This window comes from Ensifer adhaerens, assembly GCF_000697965.2.
GTDB lineage: Bacteria > Pseudomonadota > Alphaproteobacteria > Rhizobiales > Rhizobiaceae > Ensifer > Ensifer adhaerens.
Genome location: NZ_CP015882.1, coordinates 1327385 through 1348993, shown reverse-complemented (window position 1 = coordinate 1348993; position 21609 = coordinate 1327385). Strand labels below are relative to the sequence as shown.

Sequence of the window (21609 nt, the reverse complement as noted above, 5' to 3'; positions counted from 1 at the left end):
GAGATAAATATTGCAATTCTTTGCGCCAATCAACCCGGCTATAACCTTGTCTATCGACGGACAACGTCAACGGAAAGGGCACTGGCCATGATCAAGGATATCAAGGGACTGCATCACGTCACTTCGATGGCGTCGGACGCGCAAAAGAACAACAGGTTTTTCACCAACACGCTCGGCCTGCGCCGGGTGAAGAAGACGGTCAACTTCGACGAGCCCAGTGTCTACCACCTCTATTACGGTGATGAGTTGGGCACGCCCGGAACGGTCATGACCTACTTTCCCTTTCCCCATATAATGACCGGACGGCCCGGTGTCGGCGAAGTCGGCGAAACCCAGTTCTCTATCCCGAAAGGAACGCTTAGTTTCTGGAAGGAGCGCCTGGTTGCTCAAGGTGTCGGTGGCATGCAGGCTGAAACGGTCTTCGGCGCAGAGCGCTTGCGCTTCACAGGCCCTGATGGCGATGGCCTCGCTTTGGTCGAAACGGCTATAGACGGGCGGGCGCCATGGCTTGGTGAGGGTATCTCGGAGGACAACGCCATTCGCGGCTTTACCGGCGCCCGTTTCAATCTGCACGACACTGCTGCGACCGAGGAATTGCTGCGCTTTATGGGCTATGAGATTGCCGGAGTGGAAGGAGACGTCACGCGATTGATCCTTCCTGGTGGCAACGGTGCAGACACCATTGAACTGGCGGCCTTGCCGAAGACGCCATTCGCCCGTCAGGGGGCGGGTTCGGTCCACCATATCGCTTTTGCGGTCGAAAATCGGGAAAAGCAACTCGAAGTGCGCAAGGCCCTGATGGATACCGGCTACCAGGTAACCCCCGTCATCGACCGGGACTATTTCTGGGCGATCTATTTCCGGACACCCGGTGGTATCTTGTTCGAGATTGCAACCAACGAGCCCGGCTTCGACCGTGACGAGGACACCGCCCATCTCGGCGAGGCGTTGAAGCTTCCGAACCGTTACGAGCCTTTCCGCAACAAGATCGAGGCCGGTCTGGTTCCGCTTGCCGCTTAGAACCGTCGAATCTGATACGCACGACTTAACCAACCGACAACCTTGAGCCGGCTACTCGCGCCAGCCGGCTCGTCTCCGAAACCCTTCTCATTTCAACCGTCGCACGCCGGCGACACCAAACGGAGTATTCCAGATGTCCAAGCTCGAAGTTCTGACCCCGCAAAACAGCCAGCTTATCTTTATCGACCAGCAGCCGCAGATGGCTTTCGGCGTGCAGTCGATCGATCGCCAGGCTCTGAAGAACAACGTCGTCGGCCTCGGAAAGGCTGCCAAGATCTTCAACATCCCGACGACGATCACCACTGTCGAAACCGAGTCCTTCTCCGGCCACACCTATCCTGAACTGCTCGCCGTGTTCCCGGAAAACGACATCCTTGAGCGCACTTCGATGAACTCCTGGGATGACCAGAACGTCCGTGATGCCCTGGCGAAGAACGCCGCCAACGGTCGCAAGAAGATCATCGTCTCGGGGCTCTGGACCGAAGTCTGCAACACCACCTTCGCGCTTTCAGCCCTCCATGATGTGCCGGACTACGAAATCTACATGGTCGCCGACGCGTCGGGCGGCACCTCGGCCGACGCCCACAAATATGCGATGGACCGCATGGTCCAGGTTGGCGTCATTCCGGTCACCTGGCAGCAGGTACTGCTCGAATGGCAGCGCGATTGGGCTCGCAAGGAAACCTACGACGCCGTCACTTCGCTGGTGAAGGAGCACTCCGGTGCCTATGGCATGGGCATCGACTATGCCTACACCATGGTCCACAAGGCCGGCGAACGCGTCACCCACGGCAAGCGGATCGGCCCGAACCCGGTCAAGTGATGCAGTAGGCAGCCGCTCTGACCGGGTCGAACCGGTAAGGGCGGCAGCCTCAACAGGTGAGGATCACCCGCATGAAACTTTACCTCATGTCACTCGGCGCCGGACTTCTGGTCGGAATCGTCTACAGCCTCCTCAATGTCCGTTCGCCAGCGCCCCCGGTCATTGCCCTTGTCGGCCTTCTTGGGATTCTGCTCGGCGAACAGATCGTCCCCTTTGCCAAGACCCTGTGGAGCAACGAGACGGCGGCAATCTCGTGGATCAACCAGGTCAAGCCGCACGTGTTCGGCCACCTCCCGGGCGGACAGACAGCGGCTCGCAAAGTTAACGATCGCGAGAGTGTCTGATCATGCCGACAAGACGCTCGTTCCTCGGTGCCGCCTCGTCGCTGGCGCTGCCCGCTCTCTTCTCGTCGGCCCGCACCGCCGGCGCCCAACAGACCGGAGATACTTCGATGACGCCCGACCTGATCCTTCACAGCGGCCTCGTGACGACGCTCGACCGCGCCAATCCGACTGCCACTGCCGTTGCCGTCAAGGATGGCCTGATCCTCGCTGTCGGTGACGACAGGACGATCATGGCGCTGGCAGGCTCAGGCACAAAGACCATCGACCTCAAGGGCAAGCGCGTCCTGCCGGGCCTGAACGACAATCATACCCACGTCGTGCGTGGCGGCCTCAACTTCAACATGGAGCTGCGCTGGGACGGCGTGCGCTCGCTTGCCGATGCGATGGACATGCTGAAGCGGCAGGTGGCGATCACGCCGGCGCCGCAATGGGTGCGGGTCGTCGGCGGCTTCACCGAGCACCAGTTCGCCGAAAAGCGGTTGCCGACGATCGATGAGATCAACGCGGTCGCGCCCGATACGCCGGTGTTCCTGCTGCATCTCTATGACCGGGCGCTGCTCAATGCCGCGGCGCTCCGCGCCGTCGGCTACACCAGGGAAACGCCGAACCCGCCGGGCGGCGAGATCACTCGCGATGCCAGCGGCAACCCGACGGGGCTGCTCTTGGCCAAGCCCAATGCCGGCATCCTCTATTCGACGCTCGCCAAGGGGCCGAAGCTGCCCTTCGAATACCAGGTCAACTCGACCCGTCATTTCATGCGCGAGCTCAACCGGCTCGGCGTCACCAGCGTCATCGACGCCGGCGGCGGCTTCCAGAACTACCCGGATGACTATGCCGTCATCCAGAAGCTCTCGGACGAGGGCCAGATGACGGTCCGCCTTGCCTACAACCTCTTCACCCAGAAGCCGAAGCAGGAGAAGGACGACTTCCTGAAATGGACGTCGTCGGTCAAGTACAAGCAGGGCAACGACTATTTCCGCCACAACGGTGCCGGCGAGATGCTGGTGTTTTCCGCCGCCGACTTCGAGGACTTCCGCGAGCCGCGCCCGGACATGCCGCCGGAGATGGAGGGCGAACTCGAAGAGGTCGTGCGTATTCTTGCGGAGAACCGCTGGCCCTGGCGACTGCATGCCACCTATGACGAGACGATCACCCGTGCGCTCGACGTCTTCGAGAAGGTCAACCGGGATATCCCGCTTGAGGGTATCAACTGGTTCTTCGACCATGCGGAGACGATCTCTGACCGCTCGATCGACCGGATCGCCGCCCTTGGCGGCGGCATCGCCGTGCAGCACCGCATGGCCTATCAGGGCGAGTACTTCGTCGAGCGCTACGGCCATGGTGTCGCTGAAGCGACGCCGCCGGTGGCCAAGATGCTGGCAAAGGGCGTCAACGTCTCCGCCGGCACAGACGCTACCCGCGTCGCCTCTTACAATCCTTGGGTTTCGCTGTCGTGGATGGTGACCGGCAAGACTGTCGGCGGCATGCAGCTCTACCCGCGCGCCAACTGCCTCGATCGCGAGACGGCGCTTCGGATGTGGACCGAGAAAGTGCAGTGGTTTTCAAACGAGGAAGGCAAGAAAGGCCGGATTGAGAAAGGGCAGTTCGCCGACCTCATCGTGCCGAACAAGGATTTTTTCAACTGCGCCGAGGACGAGATTTCCTTCCTCACGTCAGAGCTCACGATGGTCGGCGGCAAGATCGTCTATGCGGCCGGCGAACTTGCCTCTCACGACGAGAACAAGGTGCCGCCGGCAATGCCCGACTGGTCGCCGGTCCGCACCTTCGGCGGTTATGCCGCCTGGGGTGAGCCCGAGGGCGCCGGAAAGCGCTCGCTCCGGCGCACCGCGATCACGTCGTGCGGCTGCGCCAGCGATTGCGGCGTCCATGGCCACGATCATGCCGGCGCCTGGACGTCGAAACTGCCGATCGCCGACCTTAAGGGTTTCTTCGGCGCGCTTGGATGCTCCTGCTGGGCGGTGTGAAGGCACGCAAATCATGCATGAACACCAAAACGGGCAGCTCGGTCGCTGCCCGTTTTGGTGTTTGGCTGGAGCACATGCAATGCGCTTCTATTGTTGCAAAAAATGCAATTAAATAGCAAATATTGATGCAATTGTTGGTAGGGAACTTCCCGGTCAATATCGCTCTATCAGACGAACCACATAGCCGGTTTCAGAGACAGCGACGATCGCAGGAGCAAAAATGATCCATCACCCGACCTCTTCAATCCGTGGGCATTTTGCCGAAGTCATCGCGGCTCCCGCAATGCGGACCGCGGCGCTGCTTGCCCTTTGCGCCGCCTACATTCAGGGGCCGCTTGCCAAGACCTTCGACTTTGATGGCGCGATCGCCGAGATGGCGCATTTCGGTCTTCATCCGCCGGCGTTCTTCGCGGTTGCTGTCATCGGCTTTGAGCTTGCGGCTTCGGCCATGGTGGTATCAGGCATCCTGCGTTGGGCTGGCGCGCTGTCACTCGCGGGGTTCACTCTTCTTGCAACCTTCATTGCCCTTCGCTTCTGGGAAATGGCACCGGGCATGGATCGCACGATGGCCGGCAATGCCTTCTTCGAGCATCTCGGCCTCGCCGGCGCATTCGTCATTGTCGCCTCAATCGATCTGACAAAAGGAGATCGCAAATGAGCGACAAAAAATCTGTCGGCGGAAGCTTCGCTCCCCTGGCTCAACCGGTTTTCGCGGTCCTTTGGACGGCCACAGTCCTGGGCAATACCGGCAGCTTCATGCGTGACGTTGCCAGCTCGTGGCTCATGACTGACCTGTCCGCTTCAACTGCCGCAGTGGCGATGGTGCAGGCGGCGGGAACCTTGCCTATTTTCCTGCTCGCCATCCCGGCCGGTGTGCTCACCGACATCCTCGATCGGCGCAAGTTCCTGATTGCTGTTCAGATCTTGCTTGCCTCCGTCAGTATCAGTTTGATGGTTCTGGCGCAGACCGGAATGCTCTCCGTCAGCGCACTGATCGGTCTGACCTTCCTCGGCGGCATCGGTGCGGCACTGATGGGGCCGACCTGGCAGGCGATCGTTCCAGAACTGGTCAAGCGAGAAGACGTCAAAAGCGCCGTGGCGCTGAACTCACTCGGGATCAATATCGCACGATCGATCGGCCCCGCGGCAGGCGGACTTTTGCTTGCCGCGTTTGGCGCAGGCGTCACTTATGGTGCCGACGTGGCCAGCTACATCATCGTCATCGCCGCGCTTCTCTGGTGGCCACGGGCAAAAAGCGCCAACGATGCGTTGTCTGAAGACTTCTTTGGCGCATTCCGTGCCGGTCTCCGCTACACCCGCGCCAGTCGTCCACTGCATGTCGTCCTGCTGCGTGCCGCGATCTTTTTTGCCTTTGCGAGCGCGGTCTGGGCACTTTTGCCGCTGGTCGCCCGCCAACTCCTGGGTGGGGACGCAAGCTTCTACGGCATTCTGCTCGGCGCTGTCGGTGCCGGTGCGATCGCAGGAGCATTGGTCATGCCGAAGCTGCGTGACCGGCTGAGCGCCGATGGACTGTTGCTCGGGGCGGCCGTTGTCACCGCGATCGTCATGGCCGTACTTTCGCTTTCCCTCCCGAAGTGGGTTGCCATCATCGCCCTTCTGTTCCTCGGTGGCGCATGGATCACCGCGCTGACAACCCTCAATGGCGCAGCACAGGCCGTTCTCCCCAACTGGGTGCGTGGTCGCGGTCTCGCGGTCTACCTCACCGTTTTCAACGGGGCGATGACCTCCGGCAGCCTTGGCTGGGGTGCAGTTGGCGAAGCAGCGGGTATCCAGGGGACGCTGCTGATCGGCGCTGCCGGACTGCTTGCCGCCGGCTTCATCATGCACCGACTGAAGCTGCCAGCCGGCGATGTGGATTTGGTGCCTTCGAACCATTGGCCGGAACCGCTTGTTGCCGAACCTGTCGCTCATGACCGTGGTCCCGTCCTGATCCTGATCGAGTACCAGGTCGAAAAACATCACCGCCGCGCCTTCCTCCATGCGCTCGACACGCTCTCCCAGGAACGTCGCCGCGATGGTGCCTATGGCTGGGGCGTGACCGAAGACTCCGCCGACCCGGAAAAGATGGTTGAGTGGTTCATGGTGGAATCCTGGGCGGAACACCTTCGCCAGCATCAGCGGGTTTCCAACGCCGACGCAGACTTGCAGGGCAAGGTTCTGACCTATCACAAAGGCCCGGAGAAGCCAGTGGTTCGACACTTCCTGAGCATCAATCGGCCTGGTCAGGCCTGATGTGACGACATCGGGGAGGGGAGCGCAATGCTCCCCTCGTGTTCGTGGGGAACCGTTTGGTTCGGAGCGGCCGCCGCAAGACCCCTTGCTCAAAACCTCAGCCCACCTGTTCTGCGGCGCAACCGCACCGTCAAAGGTTTGAGCCGGCTTCCGTCGAGGGCATAGATCACGTCTAGCGCCTCTCGCACTGAGTTGCCGTAGGTGCCGCCTTGCGCCGCCCCGGCGCGGACCCTGAACTTGCCCTTCATGAATTCTGGCGTGTCGAATGACTTGGACGAACCGGTCACCCGAGCCGCCTCGTCTCCAATCTCCTTCTCGGTCGCCACCGGCACATCACGCATGAGCGCTCTGTGGTGGAAGCCAATCAACGGATGAAGAAGGAACGGAAGGCGGCGTTTCCACATACGTTCGTGGCATGTCTGTCATTGTTAAAAAGACTTGGTTAGGGACCAGGTCCCTTTTCTCGGTAGAGGCCGGTGCCGCCGGTTGCCGTCTTCTATCTCTTTTGGACAGACAGCGCCAAACAGGCGAGACACCATCGTCACGCCGAGGAGGAAAGGACAGCCGTTGCGAGTACCTCAAGGCGTATTCCGCTGGAGAGAAGATCGACTACGACGGTGGCACGAACCGGATAAGGTGCAGTAAAGAACTCCCGGTAAATCCTATTCATGCCGCCTGCATCCGCCTTATCCGTGAGATAGGCCTGGATCTGCACAACATCGGCAAGTGTTCCGCCGGCCGCTTCGAGCGCCTGTCGGAGGTTCAGGAACACCTGGCGTGCCTGTGTCTCGATGTCACCGGTAATGGGTTCGCCCGTCGTCGGATTCTTTGCAATATGCGCGGATCGCACGATGCGGCCTGCCTTGACCGTAGCGCTCAAAGGCGCCTTTGACGAAGCGATACCGGTTTCGACTTTCTCAAACATGATCGGCCACTTTAAGCTCTGTTGCCGAGAACGGCGTGGGCAAGGATTTCGATGCGAAGGCCTTCGGCCAAAAGCTCCTTTACCACCACGGTCGCACGCACCGGATAGGGCTCCTTGAAGAACTCGGCGTAGACCTTGTTCATTCCTGGTGCGTCCGATCTTTCAGTGAGGAAAACCTGAACCTGCACGACATCGGCCAGCGTGCCGCCCGCAGCACGGATCGCGATTTCGAGATTTCCAAGCGTTCGGCGCGTCTGGGTTTCGATGTCACCTGTGACGAGGTCGCCATTCTCCGGGTCTTCGGAAATATGGACCGACCAGACGAGATTGCCGGCGCGCACGACCTCGCTGACTGGCGCGTCTGAGGGGTCTGATCCGGTATCGATGGCTTCAAACATTTTGTTCTCCAAGAAAGTAAGGCTGCTCATTCGGGCCGCGCGTCGAAGCGGGTCACGAATTTCGTGTTGAGATAGCCGTCAAAGGTTTCAGTCCCACCTTCGCTACCATAGCCGCTGTCGTTGATGCCACCGAAAGGCGTTTCGGGTAGCGCCAGGCCGAAGTGATTGATGCTGACCATCCCGGCGGCAAGCGCTTTTGCGGCGTGCTGGGCTCGACTGCTGGAGGCGGTGAACACGTAGGACGCAAGGCCGAAAGGAAGGCTGTTGGCGCGCCGCATCACGTCGTCAAAACCAGAAAAAGGCGCGACGACCGCAATGGGTCCAAAGGGCTCCTCGTTCATCAGCCGCAACGCGTCGGAACCACCGGCAACCACCGTCGGCGCATAGAAAAAGCCGGCGTCGCCGATGCGACTGCCGCCGGTCACGATCTCCGCTCCCCGTTCGCGGGCATCCTGTACGAAGCCTTCCATAGCCGTGACCCGGCGGGCGTGGCAGAGCGGACCCATCTGCACTCCTTCGGCAAAGCCATAGCCAACCTTCGTGGCGGCCACCTTGTCGGCGAAGCGCGCTAGGAAACGGTCATACGCTCCTGTTTGAACGTAGAAGCGGGTCGGCGAAACGCAGACCTGTCCGGCATTGCGGACCTTTTGCGCGGCAAGCGCGTCGGCAGATGCTTCAACGTCGGCATCGTCGAAGACGATAACCGGAGCGTGGCCGCCAAGCTCCATCGTGGAGCGCTTCATATGGCGGCCTGCGAGCGAAGCAAGCAGCTTGCCGACTTCGACGGACCCCGTAAACGAGATCTTCTTCACCTCGGGCGCCGAAAGCAGCGTTTCGGAAATATGCGAAGACGATCCCCAGACGATATTGAGGCAACCGTCCGGCAGACCCGCCTCCTGCATAAGCCGGCCGATCGCGACCGTGGAGGAGGGCGATTCCGCCGGCCCTTTGAGGATTATCGTGCAGCCGCTTGCCAAGGCTGCCACGACCTTGCGCAGTGCCTGGCTAAACGGGAAATTCCAAGGGGTAAATGCGATGCAGACGCCGACGGGTTCGCGCGTGAGCGCCTGCTGTACACGTGGATCTCGCGAAGGGATAAGGCGACCATAGATGCGCCGCGCTTCCTCCGCATGCCAATCGGCATGGTCGGCGGCAAATCGGATCTCACCGATTGCTTCCGCCAGCGGTTTGCCCTGGTCAAGCACCATGTTGCGGCCGACCTCCTCGGCGTGCGTGCGAGCAAGATCGGCGAAGCGCCGCAGGATCTGCCCGCGGTCGAGCGGTGAGCGATCCTTCCAGCTTCCGAACGCCCGCTGCGCGGAGGCGACGGCCGCCGCTAGGTCGGCGTCGGTGGCGCAGGGCAAATAGCCGATGACCGCTCCGCTTGCCGGGTCGATGACCGCGTCCTGCCCCTCGGTCTCGTAAATCCAGCGGCCGCCGATCAGCATGCCGAGCCGTTCATAGGAATGTGGCGGACGGGTGGACATGTCGATCTCCGGCATCACGCGATGTAGCCTTGGCTGCGCGCCCACGAAAGCGTGTCGTCGAGAGCAAGCTGCATGCGGGCCATGAGATCGTCGATCTCATTCTCCGAGATGATCATGGCCGGGCACAGGCTCACCATGTCGCCGAGACCACGCGTGAGGACGCCGCGCTCGGTTGCGAACTTGCCAGCATGGTTGGCGACCTGCCAGGCAGGTGGGAAGTTCTCTTTCGTTACCTTGTCCTTGACGAATTCGAGGCCGGCGACAAGACCCACACCGCGGGCTTCACCTATCAGCGGATGTTCGCCAAGCTTTCGTATGCCCTCCTGAAAGCGCGGGCCGACGGCGCGGACGTGGGAGACGATGTCGACCTCCTGGTAGATAGTCAGGGCCTCCAGAGCCACGGCCGCGGCGACCGGATGACCACCATAGGTAAAGCCATGCGAGAATGTTCCGATCTTGCGGCTCTGGTCGAGGAGGACGTCAGAGATCGTCTCGTTGATCATCAGCGCGGAGATCGGCATGTAGGCGGCCGAAAGCTGCTTTGCGCAACTGATCATGTCCGGTTTCAGCCCGTAGGTTTCCGACCCGAACATGTTACCGGTACGCCCAAAGCCGCAGATGACTTCATCTGCCACCAGAAGGATGTCGTACTTCTTCAAGACCGCCTGGAGTTTTTCGAAGTAAGTCTTCGGCGGTGTAATCACTCCCCCAGACACCATGACCGGCTCGGCGAAGAAGGCCGCCACCGTTTCCGGACCCTCTTCGAGGATCATAGCCTCGAGATTGGAGACAAGCCGGGTTGCAAAATCTTCCTCGCTCTCACCAGGTTCTGCAAACCGCCAGTAATGCGGGCAATCGGTGTGGAGGATGTTGGCGATCGGCAGATCGAAATCACGGTGGTTGAACGGAAGACCCGTGAGGCTTGCAGTCGCCACCGTTACGCCATGGTAAGCCTTGCGGCGCGAAATGATCTTCTTCTTCTCAGGCCGTCCGACCGCGTTGTTGTAGTACCAGACCAGCTTGATCGCCGTGTCGTTCGCTTCGGAACCGGAACCGGCAAAGAAGACCTTCGACATGGGTACCGGCGCCATTTCGAGCAGCTTCTCTGCAAGGCGGATACCCGGTTCCGTCGATTTGTGGGCGAAGGAATGATAGAATGGCATCGTCTTCAGCTGCCGCGTCGCCGCTTCCACCAAACGCGGCTCGCTGAAGCCGAGCCCCGCGCAGAAGAGGCCAGCAAGACCCTCGATGTAACGTTTTCCCTGATCGTCGACGACGTAAATGCCCTCACCACCGGTGATTACATGCGGCCCCACTTCCTGGTGAACCGCAAGGTTGGTGTAGGGGTGCACGAGACTTTGCCGATCCAGGGCGTGAAGGGAGTTGGGACGGTCGTTCATGGCAGGCTCCAGGGTATGCTTGATTGCGCTTTGCGATTGTCAGGCGATGACGTGCACATCTTCGCTGCGCCAGGTGACGTGGCACTCGGAAGCACCGTCGAGCCTTCGTGCATCGACGCCGGGCACGCGCATGCGGATCGCTTGCGCGCCGAGTTTGCCGATGACCAGCAGGTTGTCACCATAGTTGATAGTGCTGTCGATCTTCATCGCCTGGCAGCTTGGGTCCGCTCCATCGGCGAGGCGGATCATCTCGGGGCGCAACAGCAATTCGGCTTTGCTGTTGCGGTCACCGCCTGCGGCTTTGGTGTCGACGACGCCGACTGGCGTCTCGTAGCGGCCATCGCCAAGCGAGGAAGCGGCGAGGATGTTGCTGTCGCCGATGAAGGAGGCGACGAAGCGGGTCTTCGGCGCGAAGTAGATCTCGTTTGGGGTGCCGACCTGTTCGATGCGCCCCTCGTTGAAGACGGCGATCCGGTCCGACATTGTCATGGCTTCCGACTGGTCGTGGGTGACGTAGACCATGGTGACGCCGAGGTCGCGGTGGATGCGCTTCAACTCCACCTGCATGTGCTCGCGAAGCGCCTTGTCGAGCGCGCCGAGCGGTTCGTCGAGCAGAATGATATCGGGCTCAAAGACGAGTGCGCGGGCAAGGGCCACACGCTGTTGCTGTCCGCCGGATAGTTCCGAGGGAATGCGCTTCTCGAAGCCCTGGAGGCCGACCTTCGCCAGTGCCTCCCGCGACCGCCGTTCTTTCTCGGCCTTTTCCACGCCGCGCATGCGCAGGGGAAAGGCGACGTTGTCGGCGATCGTCATGTGCGGGAAGAGGGCGTAGTTCTGGAAGACCATGCCGATATTGCGCTTGTGCGGCGGCAGCTTGTCGATGGCGCGTTCGCCGAGGCGGATTTCTCCGCTCGTCGGATGCTGGAAGCCGGCAATCATCATCAGCGTCGTGGTCTTGCCGGAGCCGGAGGGGCCAAGGAAGGAGACGAACTCGCCAGCCTTGATGTCGAGCGAAACGTTGTCGGCCGCCATATGCTTGCCGTCGTAGCTCTTGTTGACGTTGCGAAGTGTGAGAGAACGGGCGTTCATGGCTGTGCTCCTTGATCAGGATGCCGCCGCAGCGGTGTTGGTGGCGCCGTTTTCGAGCGGCTGACGTGTGGTCCCGGACCGGCGGCGCACAAATTGCGGCGCGAGCCAGACGCAGACGCCAGCCAGAACGAGCAGAAACAGGAAAGAGGATGCCGCCGAGATGGTTGGATCTGCCTCCTGGCGGACGGCGTTGAACATCTGGCGCGGCAAGGTCGCCCTGTCGCGGCCGGAGATGAAGAGCGCGATCACCGCTTCGTCGAAGGAAGCGATAAAGGCAAAGAGACCGGCGACGGTGAAGGCGGGACGCAGGATTGGGAAGGTCACCAACCGGAATGTCGTGAAGGGCGACGCGCCAAGGTTCATGGCAGCCCGCTCGACGGACCGGTCGAACCCTTTGAGTGCCGCCGTCAGGATCAGGGTCGCCATCGGCATGGCGATGCAGCTATGGGCGAGGATGACGCCAAGGTAACTCTGCACGAGGCGAAGTTGACCGAAGTACATGTAGTAGCCGAGCGCCATGACGATAGTCGGCACGATCATTGGCAGCATGATTAGGAGATTGAACAATTCACGGCCGAGGAAGATATGCCGCACAAGTGCGAAGGACGCGGGGATGGCAAGGCAGAGCGTCACCAGTACCGTTCCAAGACCGATGATGAGGCTGTTGATGAGCGGCTCAGTCCAGTTGGGGTCCGAGAAGAAGTTGATGTAGTTGGCAAGCGTGTAGCCGGGCGGCGGGAAGGTCAGCGACGCAGCCGAGCTGAACGACATCGGGATGACGATGAACATCGGTGCAGCGACAAAAAAGGCGATGAGGAGCGCAAGCGCGCGAACGAAGGGGTTCATCGGCCACCTCCTGCCCATAGCCGGTCAAGTCCGAAGAAGCGGTTGTAGAGCGCGTAAACTGCGAGCGTCAGGCCGAGCAACACGATCGAGATTGCCGAGCCAAGCCCGAAGTCGAGTGTCTGTTCGATCTGGTCGCCGATGATACCTGCGATCATCTGGTCGCGCGGGCTGCCGAGCAGCACGGGCATCACGTAGAAGCCGAGGCAGGAGATGAAGACGAGCGTGCAACCGTTGACGATGCCCGGTGCCGAAAGCGGCAGATAGACTGCGAGGAAGGCACGAAGCGGGCTCGCGCCGAGGCTTTCCGAAGCGCGAACATAGAGAGGATCGATGCGCTTCATGACCGAGAACAGCGACATGGTCATGAAAGGAATGAGCGCATGGGTCATGGCAAGCGTTGCGCTGAAGGTGGTGAAGAGTAGCTTCGGCGCAGGATCGAAGCCGAGCCAGGTAAGGAGTGCCGTGACCGGCCCCTGATTGCCGAGAATGACCATCCAGGCATAGGTGCGCACGAGATAGCTCGTCCAGAAAGAAAGGGCGACCACGGTCAGGAGAAAGGTGGCGAAGCGTTTGGATCCGTTGGCCGCAGCATAGGCGAGCGGATAGGCGAAGAGGAGCGCAAGAGCGGTGACCAGGAAGGCGGTCCTGAACGTCTGATAGAGCACGGACGCAAACAGGCTCGAATGTAAAAGCCGTGCGAAGTTCTGCAGGCCGACCACCGGCTGCGAGATGCTCATCCAGCCCACATAGGCAAGCGGCACCAGGAAGAATACCGCAAGGAAGACCGCTGCCGGGGCCATCAGCGGTATCGGCCCCTCCGCAATGGGCGAAAACGATCTCTGTTTCATGTCAATGCTCCCTCAGTACCTGATCGGGAAACCCCGATCCCATGGCGGCGGCGGGCCGTCCCTAGGCAATGCACCTGTTTCTTAGACCAACCCGGTTCCGTTTCTCGCGGAACCGGGAGGGTTGCATCAAAGACCGACCCAGCTCTCGAACCGGCTGCTCAACTCGTCGATCTGTGCCGTCAGCTTGGCGCCATCAAGCATGACGGCGCGGGCGAGGTGATCGGGATAAGTCGGCATGGTCTTGGCCACCTCAGCTGGGATGAAATCGAACGATTTCGGGTTCATCGGGCCATTTTGGTCGGCGATGCAGAACTTCGCGAGGCCTTCGGCATTCTGGCCGATATGGCTGATCAGCTTGAAGCCGTTTTCGGCACGCGGGCTATCCTTGGCGACGATCCAGCACGCCTGGTCGACGATCGCCTGGTCCCAGACGATCTCAATCGGCTCTTTCGAAGCCTTCTTCGCGCCGGCGGCATCGCTGTCCCAAAGGCCGGCCATGTCGACCTCGCCGTCGGTCAGGATCTGGCGGGCCTGCGGGCCTGCCGTCCACCAGACACGCACGTTGTCCTTGACCTTGTCGAGCGATGCGAAAGCGCGGTCGAGATCATAAGGGAACAGTTGATCCGGGGAAACGCCGTCGGCGAGCAACGCGATTGCGAGAACGCGGGCGGCGTGGCGCTGCAGGCTGCGGTTGCCCGGGAATTTCTCGACGTTGAAGAAGTCGGCCCAGTTCTTCAAACCATCCGGGTACTTGGTTTTGTTGAACGCGAGCTGCGTGGCAAAGCCGTGGGTCGAGAGGCCGTTCTCATAGATGGCGCCCTGCCAAAGTTTGGACGCATCGACATGGTCTCCGAGCGTTTCCAAGAGGCCGGCTGCATTCGCACGGGCGACGTCGGCCACGCCCAGTGTCGTGACGTCGAATTCAAAGACGCCGGTCGTCTTTTGCGCAGCAAGCTTGGCGAATGAGATCGGCGAGACCGTGCGGATCTCGATGCCGGTGTCGGCCGTGAACGGATCGAAGAGGAACTTCTTGACGGAAACTTCCCAGTCGCCACCCCAGGTGTTGACATAAAGTACATTGTCCGCAGCACTTGCGCGGCGCACGAGGGGTGAGGCAAGCATGGCGGCCCCAAAAAGGCCAGCACCGAGCACTGCGCGTCGCGACATCGGTATTACCGATGCTTTCTTGAACGTGTCCATTCGTTGTTCTCCTTAGTCGAACGGTCGTTGATTGCTGTTCCCCGTGGCCGCTCGCGAGTCTGGCGGCGGCCCTTCTTTCGTTGGAGTTTCGTTTCCCTAATCGGTCAGTCGGCGCGGAAGACCTCACCGTAAAGACGCAGCCAGTTGCCTCTGAGGATCTTGTTCACCTCTTCCTGATTGAAACCGACCCGAAGAAGCGCCGGCGCCACGTCCTGAAGGTTTTCCGGTTTCAGCAGCCATTCCGGCTTTGGCACGGCTCCAGGCGTGGCCGCCGAACCCGCGCCGTACTGAACGGATCGTGTCCAGCGGCCCTTTCGCATCCAGTCGTAGTCACGCTGGGTGTGGTTGTGGGAAATGTCGGTGCCGATGCCGACGTGGTCGACGCCCGCGATATCGACCGTTCGCGCCACCATCTCGCACCAGCCGTCGACCGTGGCGCAGGCGCTGGCGGGCGTGATGTTGCGGTAGGCTACGCAACCGATCACACCACCGCGGGCGGCAAGCGCCTTGATTACGCGGTCGGACTTGTTGCGCTTGTGCTCAAAGAGCGAGGCGGCGTTGGCATGAGTGATGGCCACGGGCTTTTGCGACCATTCGATCGCGTCCAGCGTCGTCTTGTCGCCGACATGCGACAGATCGACCAGTATGCCGACCCGGTTCATTTCGCGCACGACGTCCCGGCCGAACCGGGCCAGGCCGCTGTCATTTTCCTCGTAGCAGGACCCACCGAGTTCGTTCTGGTTGTTGTAGGTGAGCTGGACAACGCGCACACCAAGTTCGGCAAAGAACTCCACATAGGCGATGCGGTCTTCGAAGAGATTGGAGTTCTGATAGCCGAGCACAACAGCGAGCTTTCCTTCCTGCTCGGCGCGCTCGATATCGGCGGCGGTGCGGGCGATCAGGATGATGTCGGCGTTCTCACGCTCCATGTCGCGCCAGCGGGCAAGGGAATCGAGCGATTCCATTGTCCCCTCCCAGAAGCCGAGCGTCGGGGTGACGGCGCTGTAGCCGCCGCGTTTCAGGGCCTGGAAGGACGAGCGGTCAAAGTGGCCGCATTGCAGAGCATCGATGATCATGGTTATTCCATTCAGTGTTTGCCGGAAGCAGCGCTCTTGGGCGCGTCGGCCAGAAGCAGGGAAAAATCGGTCTCGTCTTCGTCCTGGCGGCCGATGACCTTGCCGTCGGCCTCGACGATGATCGGGCCGGCATGGCGACGCGAAAGATAGCTGTCGGGCGCGAGGGCTTCCGCCGAGCGATGGTAGAGTTCCCACCAAGTCGCTGCGTCCACGGCAACGCCATTGCGGCGGATCTTGTCGAGAAGGGCGATTTCATCGGGATCAGGCGCTTGTGTGACGGCGATTGCCGCGCGGTCGACGTCGACGGCGACTGTTGCCTTCAGGCTGAAGCGCTGCGCGAGTGCCTCGATGACTTTGAGTTCGCCGATGTCTTTGGCGTTACGCACGGTGACAACGCCGCTGCCGCCTGTCTTCATGTTTTCGACCGCGAGCTCGAGCGCTGCATCGGCGGCGAGCCAGGCATGCTGGCCGCCACAGTCGATGACGGGGTCGCCCGATACGTCGAGTGACAGGGCCTTTGGGGTGGCCTTGCTGATCGTCTCGAGCGTTGCGGTCAGACGCGAAAAGCCGCCAAGACCGAGGGCCGCAGAGTAGACGGCACAATCCCTAAGGGCCGGGACGAGGCCGCTTTCGATGCGCGTGACCTGGAGGAGACGCTCGAACACCATGCGCATCTCGCGCAGGCTCACAGTCATCGAGTTCGAAAGGTTGGACTGGCAGGTGCTCACAGGCTTGGCTCCGCAGGATAAAACCACAGCGCGTCGGCGTTTCCAGAAGCAATGTCTTCGGGAAGAGGCGCGCCATGAAACAGGACGCCGCGCAGGTTGCGGTCGAGGAAGTCGCGTGTCTTGTCGATGCCGTGAATGCCGACATTGAGAAGGCGGGTGATATGGGCTGGCGTAAACGAGCCGCTCATGATGTCGGCGTGCGGCGAATGCAGGCTGGTGCCGGCAAGCGCCTGGACGCGGGTGACGATGGCGCGGTGCTGCGGATGGGCGAACAGGAAGCGCGCCGTGCTGAGGTTGGGGTCAACCGCAGAAAGGTCGCGGTCCAGCGCCACCACGAGACGTGGCAGGTCGAGGCCGAGATTGACGACATCGTGACCGACCTCCGTTGCAAGGCCGCGACGCGGTTCTTCCGCGGTCACTGACTTGTACCAGACGTAGCGCTCGCCGGCGGGCACCTCTAGATTAAGATTGAACGCCCATGCATAGTCATTGCGAACCAGGTCGCGCAGCCGGTGGACCGGCATCTCCGGGCGCCCCGTCAATTCCTCATCGATGACCAGGCCCCCGACCAGGGCGTCGGCTTCATCGGGCACGAGTTCGATCAGCAGCGAATGAAGGGTTTCCATCGCCTCCGCGTGCACGCGGCCCTCAAGCGAGGCCGCAAGCTCTGCGAAGGGCTCTGCCTCGAAGCGGTTGCCCGCCTGCCAGCGTTGCAGAAGGTCGGCGACAGCGCGCCGGATGGTCTGCAGCTCTTGTGCGAGCACATCGGAGCGCGTGAAGTTCTCGTAGGCCGCACGGTCCTGGCTGCGGAAAATGATCGCCTTGTCGACGAGGGCAAGCAGCTTGGCAATCTCAGAACCAGAGTCATCAGGAAGAACCGCCTTGGCTCGCGCAATGGCCTCTTCGCGAATAAAGAGCCAGCGTTCGATCAGCCGCGGGTGGTTGTTGACGAAGAGCATCAGGCCGAGAGCCGAGCCGTTGCCGACGCCGAGGAAACGGCGAAGGTCCTTGGCCATGTCGGGACCCTGCGGTGAGCCAAGGCGCACAAGGTGCTGCAGCAGGTCCTGGGCAAAGACGCGCATCATGTAGGCGCACAGCATTTGCGCGGCGAGCGACCAGCGCAGGGGGTGATCTTTTTCAAAGGCAAGGAATGTCTTGGTTCCAAACGTGCCGTTGCCGTCGAGACCTGTGTTGCGCATGAGGTAGCAGGTCTGCGCCAGCTCAGCGACGTCCGGCTGCCTTCCTGACGCAAGCGCCTGGCGTGCACTCTCGAAGAAGCGACCGCTTCGGTTGGAGCGGCACCAAATGAGCGTGCCGGCTGTGGCGCGTCCCTCATAGAGCTTGGGAAGTTCAGCGCGCGTCGTCTCGAAATCGGCCCGGCTCATATCGCCTTCGACCAGCGCGCCCATCATGTCCCAGGCCCGGCCAATGATGCGGCCGGTGCGGCCGTGGGGTGAGGGCTCAAAGGAATAGACGGGAAAGCTGAAGCGCCATCCGCCAATATCGATGCGGTATTCAGCGACACCGTTGCCCTTCTCATCGATCTCGAAGCGCTTGCACCGGATTTGCCAGCGACCGCGGATTGCCTGGCTGAGCAATGCGCGAGATGCGCTGACACGCGACGGCTGGATCGCGGCCAGGCGTTCGGGCGCCATCATTTCTCCGGCTGAACGCATTAGCCGCGCGATGCGGTGGGTGTCCGATTCCGGAGCAGGTCTTCTAAGGGCAGTCATTTATTGGTCTCCTCGCATGCGTCCAGAGCTCGCCGCCGCTGCCGCGACGACGATCCCAGCGCATTTTTCAGTGTCAAAACCTTGGAACGGGCCCGAAAGGGCCAGTGCTCCAATGCACTCGCCCTGCGCATCCAGGATCGGGGCGGCCACAGCCGAGACAGTGCGCGGGCCCTCGACTTCGGAAATTGCGTATCCCTGCTGGCGAACCAGCGTCATCATCTCGTCATCGGGCAGGCTCACGCCCTGCACCCGAAGGCGCTCGATGATTTCCGGGCGTGCATGCGAAGCGAGGACGCGGCCAAATGCCGTGCGATCGAGTCTCAGATGCGCACCAACCTTGAGGTCGGCCCGAAGAACGCCGCGCGATTCCACCCGGCGAACGATGACCGCATCCTTGCCATCGAGGACAGCAAGCGAAGCCGTTTCACCGCTCTGCGTCACCATTTCCTCGAGAACCCCCGCAAAGCGCGCGCCGAGATTGGACTGCTCCAACGCCATTGCTGCGTGACTGACGACCCGCAGTGTCAGCCGGTAGCGACCGTCCTGCGTCTGCTCGATCCAGCCCGCTTCGACCAGCGTGACGAGGCGCTGGTGGGCAGCGCCTCGGGCTTCTCCGAGCTGCTTGGCGACCTCGGCCAGTCGCATCGGTTCCGCGGCGGCCGCGACACAGTCGAATGCAGCAAGTGTCTTCAGCACGGATGAAAGGGGGCGGACTGCCATTCGAAATTTCTTCCTTTTTCCTATTGTCCAATATTAGAAGACGTTGTATATTTATGTTGGACGATATGTTGATATCTGTCAACTTGGGAATCGTGTGGCTGGGTGAAAAATATCTGCGCCCGAGCGCGCTCGCGGCTGACCAGGCGCTAACAGTTTGAATGTGGCAACATCTTCGGCGAACCCACGCAATGCACCGCTCGTTGCTGGGCCGGGCATTGGGGCTGGCTTGTAGGCGGACCACTTCTCATAGACATCTGGACCGGTACCCACATTGGCAAGGCAAAGGCCACGCGAACCACCAGGTAAACTTCTGCGGCCGGTTGCGCCGGCTTCCGCTGGAGCGAACTCAAAACTGGCTAGGACATTGGGGCAAGGTCAATCGTCGATGATCGGTCGTGAGTGTCGGGTGCCGGCGGCATTTGGGGTGCGCCTTTTGACGCGATCACAAAAGCGGCTCCGTGATGAAAAGGGATCCACCGCAAAGTAGAAGGGATCAACGTCCCCTCAGCAGTTCTATTGAGCAGCGACCCAGCTCGAACTGCGGACAGAAGCAAGCTCGGCGAGGGATCGGCCTATAGGGACTGACGCAAAACCTTCGTCAGGGACGTCGGCCCCCTATGGATGATTAAGCCTCCGCGACGGGCGGAGGCTTAATCAAGGTGCGCGTTCGATAAATGGAGGAATTGCGCGGCAATAAGATCAGCACGAATCTCATTTAACGTGTGCTTTGTGGTTGCGCAATTACAGGTATATTGTTTCAAGTGGGGTGCTCAAAAGCGATGGATTTTTAGGGGGCCTGGCTAATCAATTCGAGTTACGCAGCAACCGCCGGGCTATTTCAAGATTTCACGATCGGCCAGCCGGCGTCCAGCGGAGTCGGCATCATCGGTGAACTCCCAGGGGATGGAGAGGGGCCTCTGACTTCGGCAACATACACCTCGTGGCCGAAGTGTGGATCCTGGCTCAGGTCCTGACCGTCAAACCGATCTATGAATTCTTCAAGGTCGGTCTGGTGCGAGAAGCCCATCGCAACGGCAGACATGTTTTCGATTTCGCCGCCTTGATCCTCATAAGTCGCGCTCACTTCGAGGACACCTAGCCGATCGAAGTTTGCTTGCATGTGAAATGAAAGCCAAACTAGATATTCTAGCGGATAGCCGGGATTCCCTGCATATGTCACGACATAGGGATAAGCCAAACGAAATCGTTCGGCCAACGCTTCGCCATCGGAGGCAAAGACGAGAAGATCGCTTTCCTCGTCGACGTCGTGAAGTTCGATCGTCAGATCGTGTTTGCGCAAAGCGACGTACGCGCCAAGTCGGTCAGATGGTAAGGATGTGAATATGATGTCGCGCCATTTTTGAACGGCTTCATCGAGATCGGTGCGGATCAAAAACATGAAGCATCCTCAGCAAAGCCATCCCATGATCAAGAGCTTGGAGCCGTGCATAGTACAATTCCAGCTAGTAGATATTAGTTGGATCTAAACTTCAAGCTTGGCAGGTTGATTCCAGAGTGTGGACATTCAACAGTCGCTAGCGAGGTGGTGAATCGTATAAAACGTTACAGAAGATCGGATAATCGATCGACCGGAACCGCCGCGCGACTATCCGCGCAAACCATTTGCAATGCGCGGAGATCGGAAGCGGACACCCAGGCCGGGAAATCGTCGCCATTCCGCAATTCAGCGGAGCGGCTTGCCGGCGGTGGTCCCAGTCCCAATCCCCCTCGGCTGGCCGGCGCTGTGCTGTCCTGCGGCGACCCTTTTGACCGGTCAAGCCGCGCGCGAACTGGTTCTGGCCGCGCGGCGCGGAGGACGCCTGGCGCTAAATCTGGGGGGAGCTACGCAATCCCGCGTTCGCCCATAAATCAGCCGCTGCGTTTGATCGAGCGACATCCGTCATCGAGTAAGCCGGAATTCCCCGCTGAAACTGACTAGGTGTTGGTGAAGCCGGTCGATGACCGCTGCTCGAGGACTGGCCCGGCGCTCTATAAGGCAGATCTGGCGGTAGATTGGCGGCTCGCCAAAGGGCACCGCGACCACCTCGCCGCCGGCTTCTTTTAAGGCGCTCCAGGGCGCGATTGAAAACTCCGAGTCCATCGACCACGCAGGCGACGACCGCTGTGATCGTGTCGATCTCGGCAATGACATTCGTGACGATCCTTTTGTCGGGCGGCCCTTCCTCTACGCAGCGGTTGTCGCCGGCAGTCCAGCTATCCGCAAAGCTATCGACATCCTAAAATCGGAAATCCATCAGGACATGGCGCTCCTCGGAGTCGTGGCGATAGATGACATCGATGGCTGTTTTGTCGTTCGCCCTGATCGCCTCGCGTGACGGTTAACGCGTGATTGCAGTAAGCGCTGTAGGTGGCGGTCGGGGTCTTGCCCAACGCAGCCAATGCCGCAGCTGGAGTCAATTGACGAAACGAGGGCTTATATTAGTGAGCAACGTCACCACCTCGTCTTCGATGGCCTGGCATTTGTCGGTGTATTCAGCCTTCAGCGGTTCATCAGACATGGCATGCTCGCTCAACTCATTGCGAGTGACTACAGCTAGGCCGTAGGCTTCGATCAGAGTGCTCAATGCCAGAAATCGCAATTCTGAGAGCTGTTTGCGGTGTCGTGGCAGCCGTATCATGAGGCGTGCTCGGCCGATTTTCTCGAAGTCCAATGGCTGTCGCCTCTCAGATCCAGGATCCGTCATTGTCCTCCACAAAATTGCCGATAGCAACG

22 protein-coding genes are annotated in these 21609 nt (G+C 60.6%); 7 read left to right on the top strand and 15 right to left on the bottom strand.

The window, feature by feature from the left end; translation table 11 throughout:
• The first annotated feature begins 87 nt into the window (after nucleotides 1–87).
• From FA04_RS33700 to FA04_RS33675, 6 genes are all read left to right on the top strand, one after another.
• Nucleotides 88–1020, top strand: coding sequence for a VOC family protein (locus FA04_RS33700; RefSeq protein ID WP_034802231.1), 933 nt, complete (start codon nucleotides 88–90; stop codon nucleotides 1018–1020).
• A gap of 133 nt (nucleotides 1021–1153) precedes the next feature.
• Entirely contained in the window at nucleotides 1154–1843 is a 690-nt protein-coding gene (locus FA04_RS33695) for a hydrolase (RefSeq protein ID WP_034802234.1), read from the top strand.
• A gap of 71 nt (nucleotides 1844–1914) precedes the next feature.
• The gene (locus tag FA04_RS33690; RefSeq protein ID WP_051659618.1) at nucleotides 1915–2187 is read left to right on the top strand and encodes a XapX domain-containing protein; all 273 of its coding nucleotides are present in this window, start codon (nucleotides 1915–1917) and stop codon (nucleotides 2185–2187) included.
• Between the two features lie 2 nt (nucleotides 2188–2189).
• Complete coding sequence (locus tag FA04_RS33685) at nucleotides 2190–4172, top strand: amidohydrolase (protein WP_064817080.1); 1983 nt, start codon at nucleotides 2190–2192, stop codon at nucleotides 4170–4172.
• 220 nt (nucleotides 4173–4392) lie between these two features.
• Entirely contained in the window at nucleotides 4393–4830 is a 438-nt protein-coding gene (locus FA04_RS33680) for a DoxX family protein (protein ID WP_034802058.1), read from the top strand.
• A complete protein-coding gene (locus FA04_RS33675) occupies nucleotides 4827–6425 on the top strand; it encodes an MFS transporter (RefSeq protein WP_034802060.1) in 1599 nt (532 codons plus the stop codon). The genes FA04_RS33680 and FA04_RS33675 overlap by 4 nt, the downstream gene beginning before the upstream one ends.
• 89 nt (nucleotides 6426–6514) lie before the next feature.
• Here the strand turns inward: FA04_RS33675 and FA04_RS33670 are convergent, their stop codons facing one another.
• From FA04_RS33670 to FA04_RS33605, 14 genes are all read right to left on the bottom strand, one after another.
• Nucleotides 6515–6766: a hypothetical protein gene (locus tag FA04_RS33670; RefSeq protein ID WP_234798841.1), complete on the bottom strand. Its 252-nt coding sequence runs from the start codon at nucleotides 6764–6766 to the stop codon at nucleotides 6515–6517.
• A 200-nt stretch (nucleotides 6767–6966) separates the two neighbouring features.
• On the bottom strand, nucleotides 6967–7350 hold the full coding sequence (locus FA04_RS33665; protein ID WP_034802064.1) for a RidA family protein: 384 nt from the start codon (nucleotides 7348–7350) through the stop codon (nucleotides 6967–6969).
• Between the two features lie 11 nt (nucleotides 7351–7361).
• The gene (locus FA04_RS33660) at nucleotides 7362–7748 is read right to left on the bottom strand and encodes a RidA family protein (protein ID WP_034802067.1); all 387 of its coding nucleotides are present in this window, start codon (nucleotides 7746–7748) and stop codon (nucleotides 7362–7364) included.
• 26 nt (nucleotides 7749–7774) lie between these two features.
• Nucleotides 7775–9235, bottom strand: a complete 1461-nt coding sequence (locus FA04_RS33655) for an NAD-dependent succinate-semialdehyde dehydrogenase (protein ID WP_034802112.1) — start codon at nucleotides 9233–9235, stop codon at nucleotides 7775–7777.
• A 14-nt stretch (nucleotides 9236–9249) separates the two neighbouring features.
• A complete protein-coding gene (locus FA04_RS33650) occupies nucleotides 9250–10635 on the bottom strand; it encodes an aspartate aminotransferase family protein (protein ID WP_051659610.1) in 1386 nt (461 codons plus the stop codon).
• Between the two features lie 39 nt (nucleotides 10636–10674).
• Nucleotides 10675–11724, bottom strand: a complete 1050-nt coding sequence (locus tag FA04_RS33645) for an ABC transporter ATP-binding protein (RefSeq protein WP_034802069.1) — start codon at nucleotides 11722–11724, stop codon at nucleotides 10675–10677.
• Nucleotides 11725–11739: 15 nt separating this feature from the next.
• Nucleotides 11740–12570 (bottom strand): ABC transporter permease, encoded by an 831-nt coding sequence (locus tag FA04_RS33640; RefSeq protein ID WP_034802072.1) that lies wholly within the window; start codon nucleotides 12568–12570, stop codon nucleotides 11740–11742.
• Nucleotides 12567–13418 carry an ABC transporter permease gene (locus FA04_RS33635; RefSeq protein WP_034802075.1) on the bottom strand — a complete coding sequence of 284 codons (852 nt, stop codon included), beginning with the start codon at nucleotides 13416–13418 and terminating at the stop codon, nucleotides 12567–12569. Before FA04_RS33635 ends, FA04_RS33640 begins: the two co-directional genes overlap by 4 nt.
• Before the next feature lie 126 nt (nucleotides 13419–13544).
• On the bottom strand, nucleotides 13545–14618 hold the full coding sequence (locus FA04_RS33630; protein WP_029742656.1) for an extracellular solute-binding protein: 1074 nt from the start codon (nucleotides 14616–14618) through the stop codon (nucleotides 13545–13547).
• 104 nt (nucleotides 14619–14722) lie between these two features.
• Nucleotides 14723–15694 carry a membrane dipeptidase gene (locus FA04_RS33625; protein WP_034802078.1) on the bottom strand — a complete coding sequence of 324 codons (972 nt, stop codon included), beginning with the start codon at nucleotides 15692–15694 and terminating at the stop codon, nucleotides 14723–14725.
• Between the two features lie 11 nt (nucleotides 15695–15705).
• Complete coding sequence (locus FA04_RS33620) at nucleotides 15706–16422, bottom strand: hypothetical protein (RefSeq protein WP_034802081.1); 717 nt, start codon at nucleotides 16420–16422, stop codon at nucleotides 15706–15708.
• Nucleotides 16419–18155 (bottom strand): hypothetical protein, encoded by a 1737-nt coding sequence (locus FA04_RS33615; RefSeq protein WP_034802084.1) that lies wholly within the window; start codon nucleotides 18153–18155, stop codon nucleotides 16419–16421. Before FA04_RS33615 ends, FA04_RS33620 begins: the two co-directional genes overlap by 4 nt.
• Nucleotides 18156–18875, bottom strand: coding sequence for an IclR family transcriptional regulator (locus FA04_RS33610; RefSeq protein ID WP_029742651.1), 720 nt, complete (start codon nucleotides 18873–18875; stop codon nucleotides 18156–18158). It abuts the gene before it with no gap.
• Nucleotides 18876–19713: 838 nt separating this feature from the next.
• On the bottom strand, nucleotides 19714–20274 hold the full coding sequence (locus FA04_RS33605) for a hypothetical protein (protein ID WP_034802106.1): 561 nt from the start codon (nucleotides 20272–20274) through the stop codon (nucleotides 19714–19716).
• 613 nt (nucleotides 20275–20887) lie between these two features.
• On the opposite strand from FA04_RS33605, the gene FA04_RS36770 reads away from it, so the two are divergent.
• Nucleotides 20888–21211 carry an alpha-hydroxy-acid oxidizing protein gene (locus tag FA04_RS36770; protein WP_083523802.1) on the top strand — a complete coding sequence of 108 codons (324 nt, stop codon included), beginning with the start codon at nucleotides 20888–20890 and terminating at the stop codon, nucleotides 21209–21211.
• Between the two features lie 78 nt (nucleotides 21212–21289).
• Here the strand turns inward: FA04_RS36770 and FA04_RS33600 are convergent, their stop codons facing one another.
• Nucleotides 21290–21547 carry a hypothetical protein gene (locus FA04_RS33600; RefSeq protein WP_127890887.1) on the bottom strand — a complete coding sequence of 86 codons (258 nt, stop codon included), beginning with the start codon at nucleotides 21545–21547 and terminating at the stop codon, nucleotides 21290–21292.
• Nucleotides 21548–21609 lie beyond the last annotated feature (62 nt).

What these genes read in the sequence shown, in the direction of transcription:
- FA04_RS33690 (WP_051659618.1), top strand. Translation starts at nt 1,915, where the DNA reads ATGAAACTTTACCTCATGTCACTCGGCGCCGGACTTCTGGTCGGAATC.
- FA04_RS33685 (WP_064817080.1), top strand. Translation starts at nt 2,190, where the DNA reads ATGCCGACAAGACGCTCGTTCCTCGGTGCCGCCTCGTCGCTGGCGCTG.
- FA04_RS33640 (WP_034802072.1), bottom strand. Translation starts at nt 12,570, where the DNA reads ATGAACCCCTTCGTTCGCGCGCTTGCGCTCCTCATCGCCTTTTTTGTC.
- FA04_RS33700 (WP_034802231.1), top strand. Translation starts at nt 88, where the DNA reads ATGATCAAGGATATCAAGGGACTGCATCACGTCACTTCGATGGCGTCG.
- FA04_RS33670 (WP_234798841.1), bottom strand. Translation starts at nt 6,766, where the DNA reads ATGCGTGATGTGCCGGTGGCGACCGAGAAGGAGATTGGAGACGAGGCG.
- FA04_RS33680 (WP_034802058.1), top strand. Translation starts at nt 4,393, where the DNA reads ATGATCCATCACCCGACCTCTTCAATCCGTGGGCATTTTGCCGAAGTC.
- FA04_RS33655 (WP_034802112.1), bottom strand. Translation starts at nt 9,235, where the DNA reads ATGTCCACCCGTCCGCCACATTCCTATGAACGGCTCGGCATGCTGATC.
- FA04_RS33625 (WP_034802078.1), bottom strand. Translation starts at nt 15,694, where the DNA reads ATGATCATCGATGCTCTGCAATGCGGCCACTTTGACCGCTCGTCCTTC.
- FA04_RS33635 (WP_034802075.1), bottom strand. Translation starts at nt 13,418, where the DNA reads ATGAAACAGAGATCGTTTTCGCCCATTGCGGAGGGGCCGATACCGCTG.
- FA04_RS33615 (WP_034802084.1), bottom strand. Translation starts at nt 18,155, where the DNA reads ATGACTGCCCTTAGAAGACCTGCTCCGGAATCGGACACCCACCGCATC.
- FA04_RS33630 (WP_029742656.1), bottom strand. Translation starts at nt 14,618, where the DNA reads ATGGACACGTTCAAGAAAGCATCGGTAATACCGATGTCGCGACGCGCA.
- FA04_RS33645 (WP_034802069.1), bottom strand. Translation starts at nt 11,724, where the DNA reads ATGAACGCCCGTTCTCTCACACTTCGCAACGTCAACAAGAGCTACGAC.
- FA04_RS33605 (WP_034802106.1), bottom strand. Translation starts at nt 20,274, where the DNA reads ATGTTTTTGATCCGCACCGATCTCGATGAAGCCGTTCAAAAATGGCGC.
- FA04_RS33675 (WP_034802060.1), top strand. Translation starts at nt 4,827, where the DNA reads ATGAGCGACAAAAAATCTGTCGGCGGAAGCTTCGCTCCCCTGGCTCAA.
- FA04_RS33665 (WP_034802064.1), bottom strand. Translation starts at nt 7,350, where the DNA reads ATGTTTGAGAAAGTCGAAACCGGTATCGCTTCGTCAAAGGCGCCTTTG.
- FA04_RS33610 (WP_029742651.1), bottom strand. Translation starts at nt 18,875, where the DNA reads ATGGCAGTCCGCCCCCTTTCATCCGTGCTGAAGACACTTGCTGCATTC.
- FA04_RS33695 (WP_034802234.1), top strand. Translation starts at nt 1,154, where the DNA reads ATGTCCAAGCTCGAAGTTCTGACCCCGCAAAACAGCCAGCTTATCTTT.
- FA04_RS33660 (WP_034802067.1), bottom strand. Translation starts at nt 7,748, where the DNA reads ATGTTTGAAGCCATCGATACCGGATCAGACCCCTCAGACGCGCCAGTC.
- FA04_RS33650 (WP_051659610.1), bottom strand. Translation starts at nt 10,635, where the DNA reads ATGAACGACCGTCCCAACTCCCTTCACGCCCTGGATCGGCAAAGTCTC.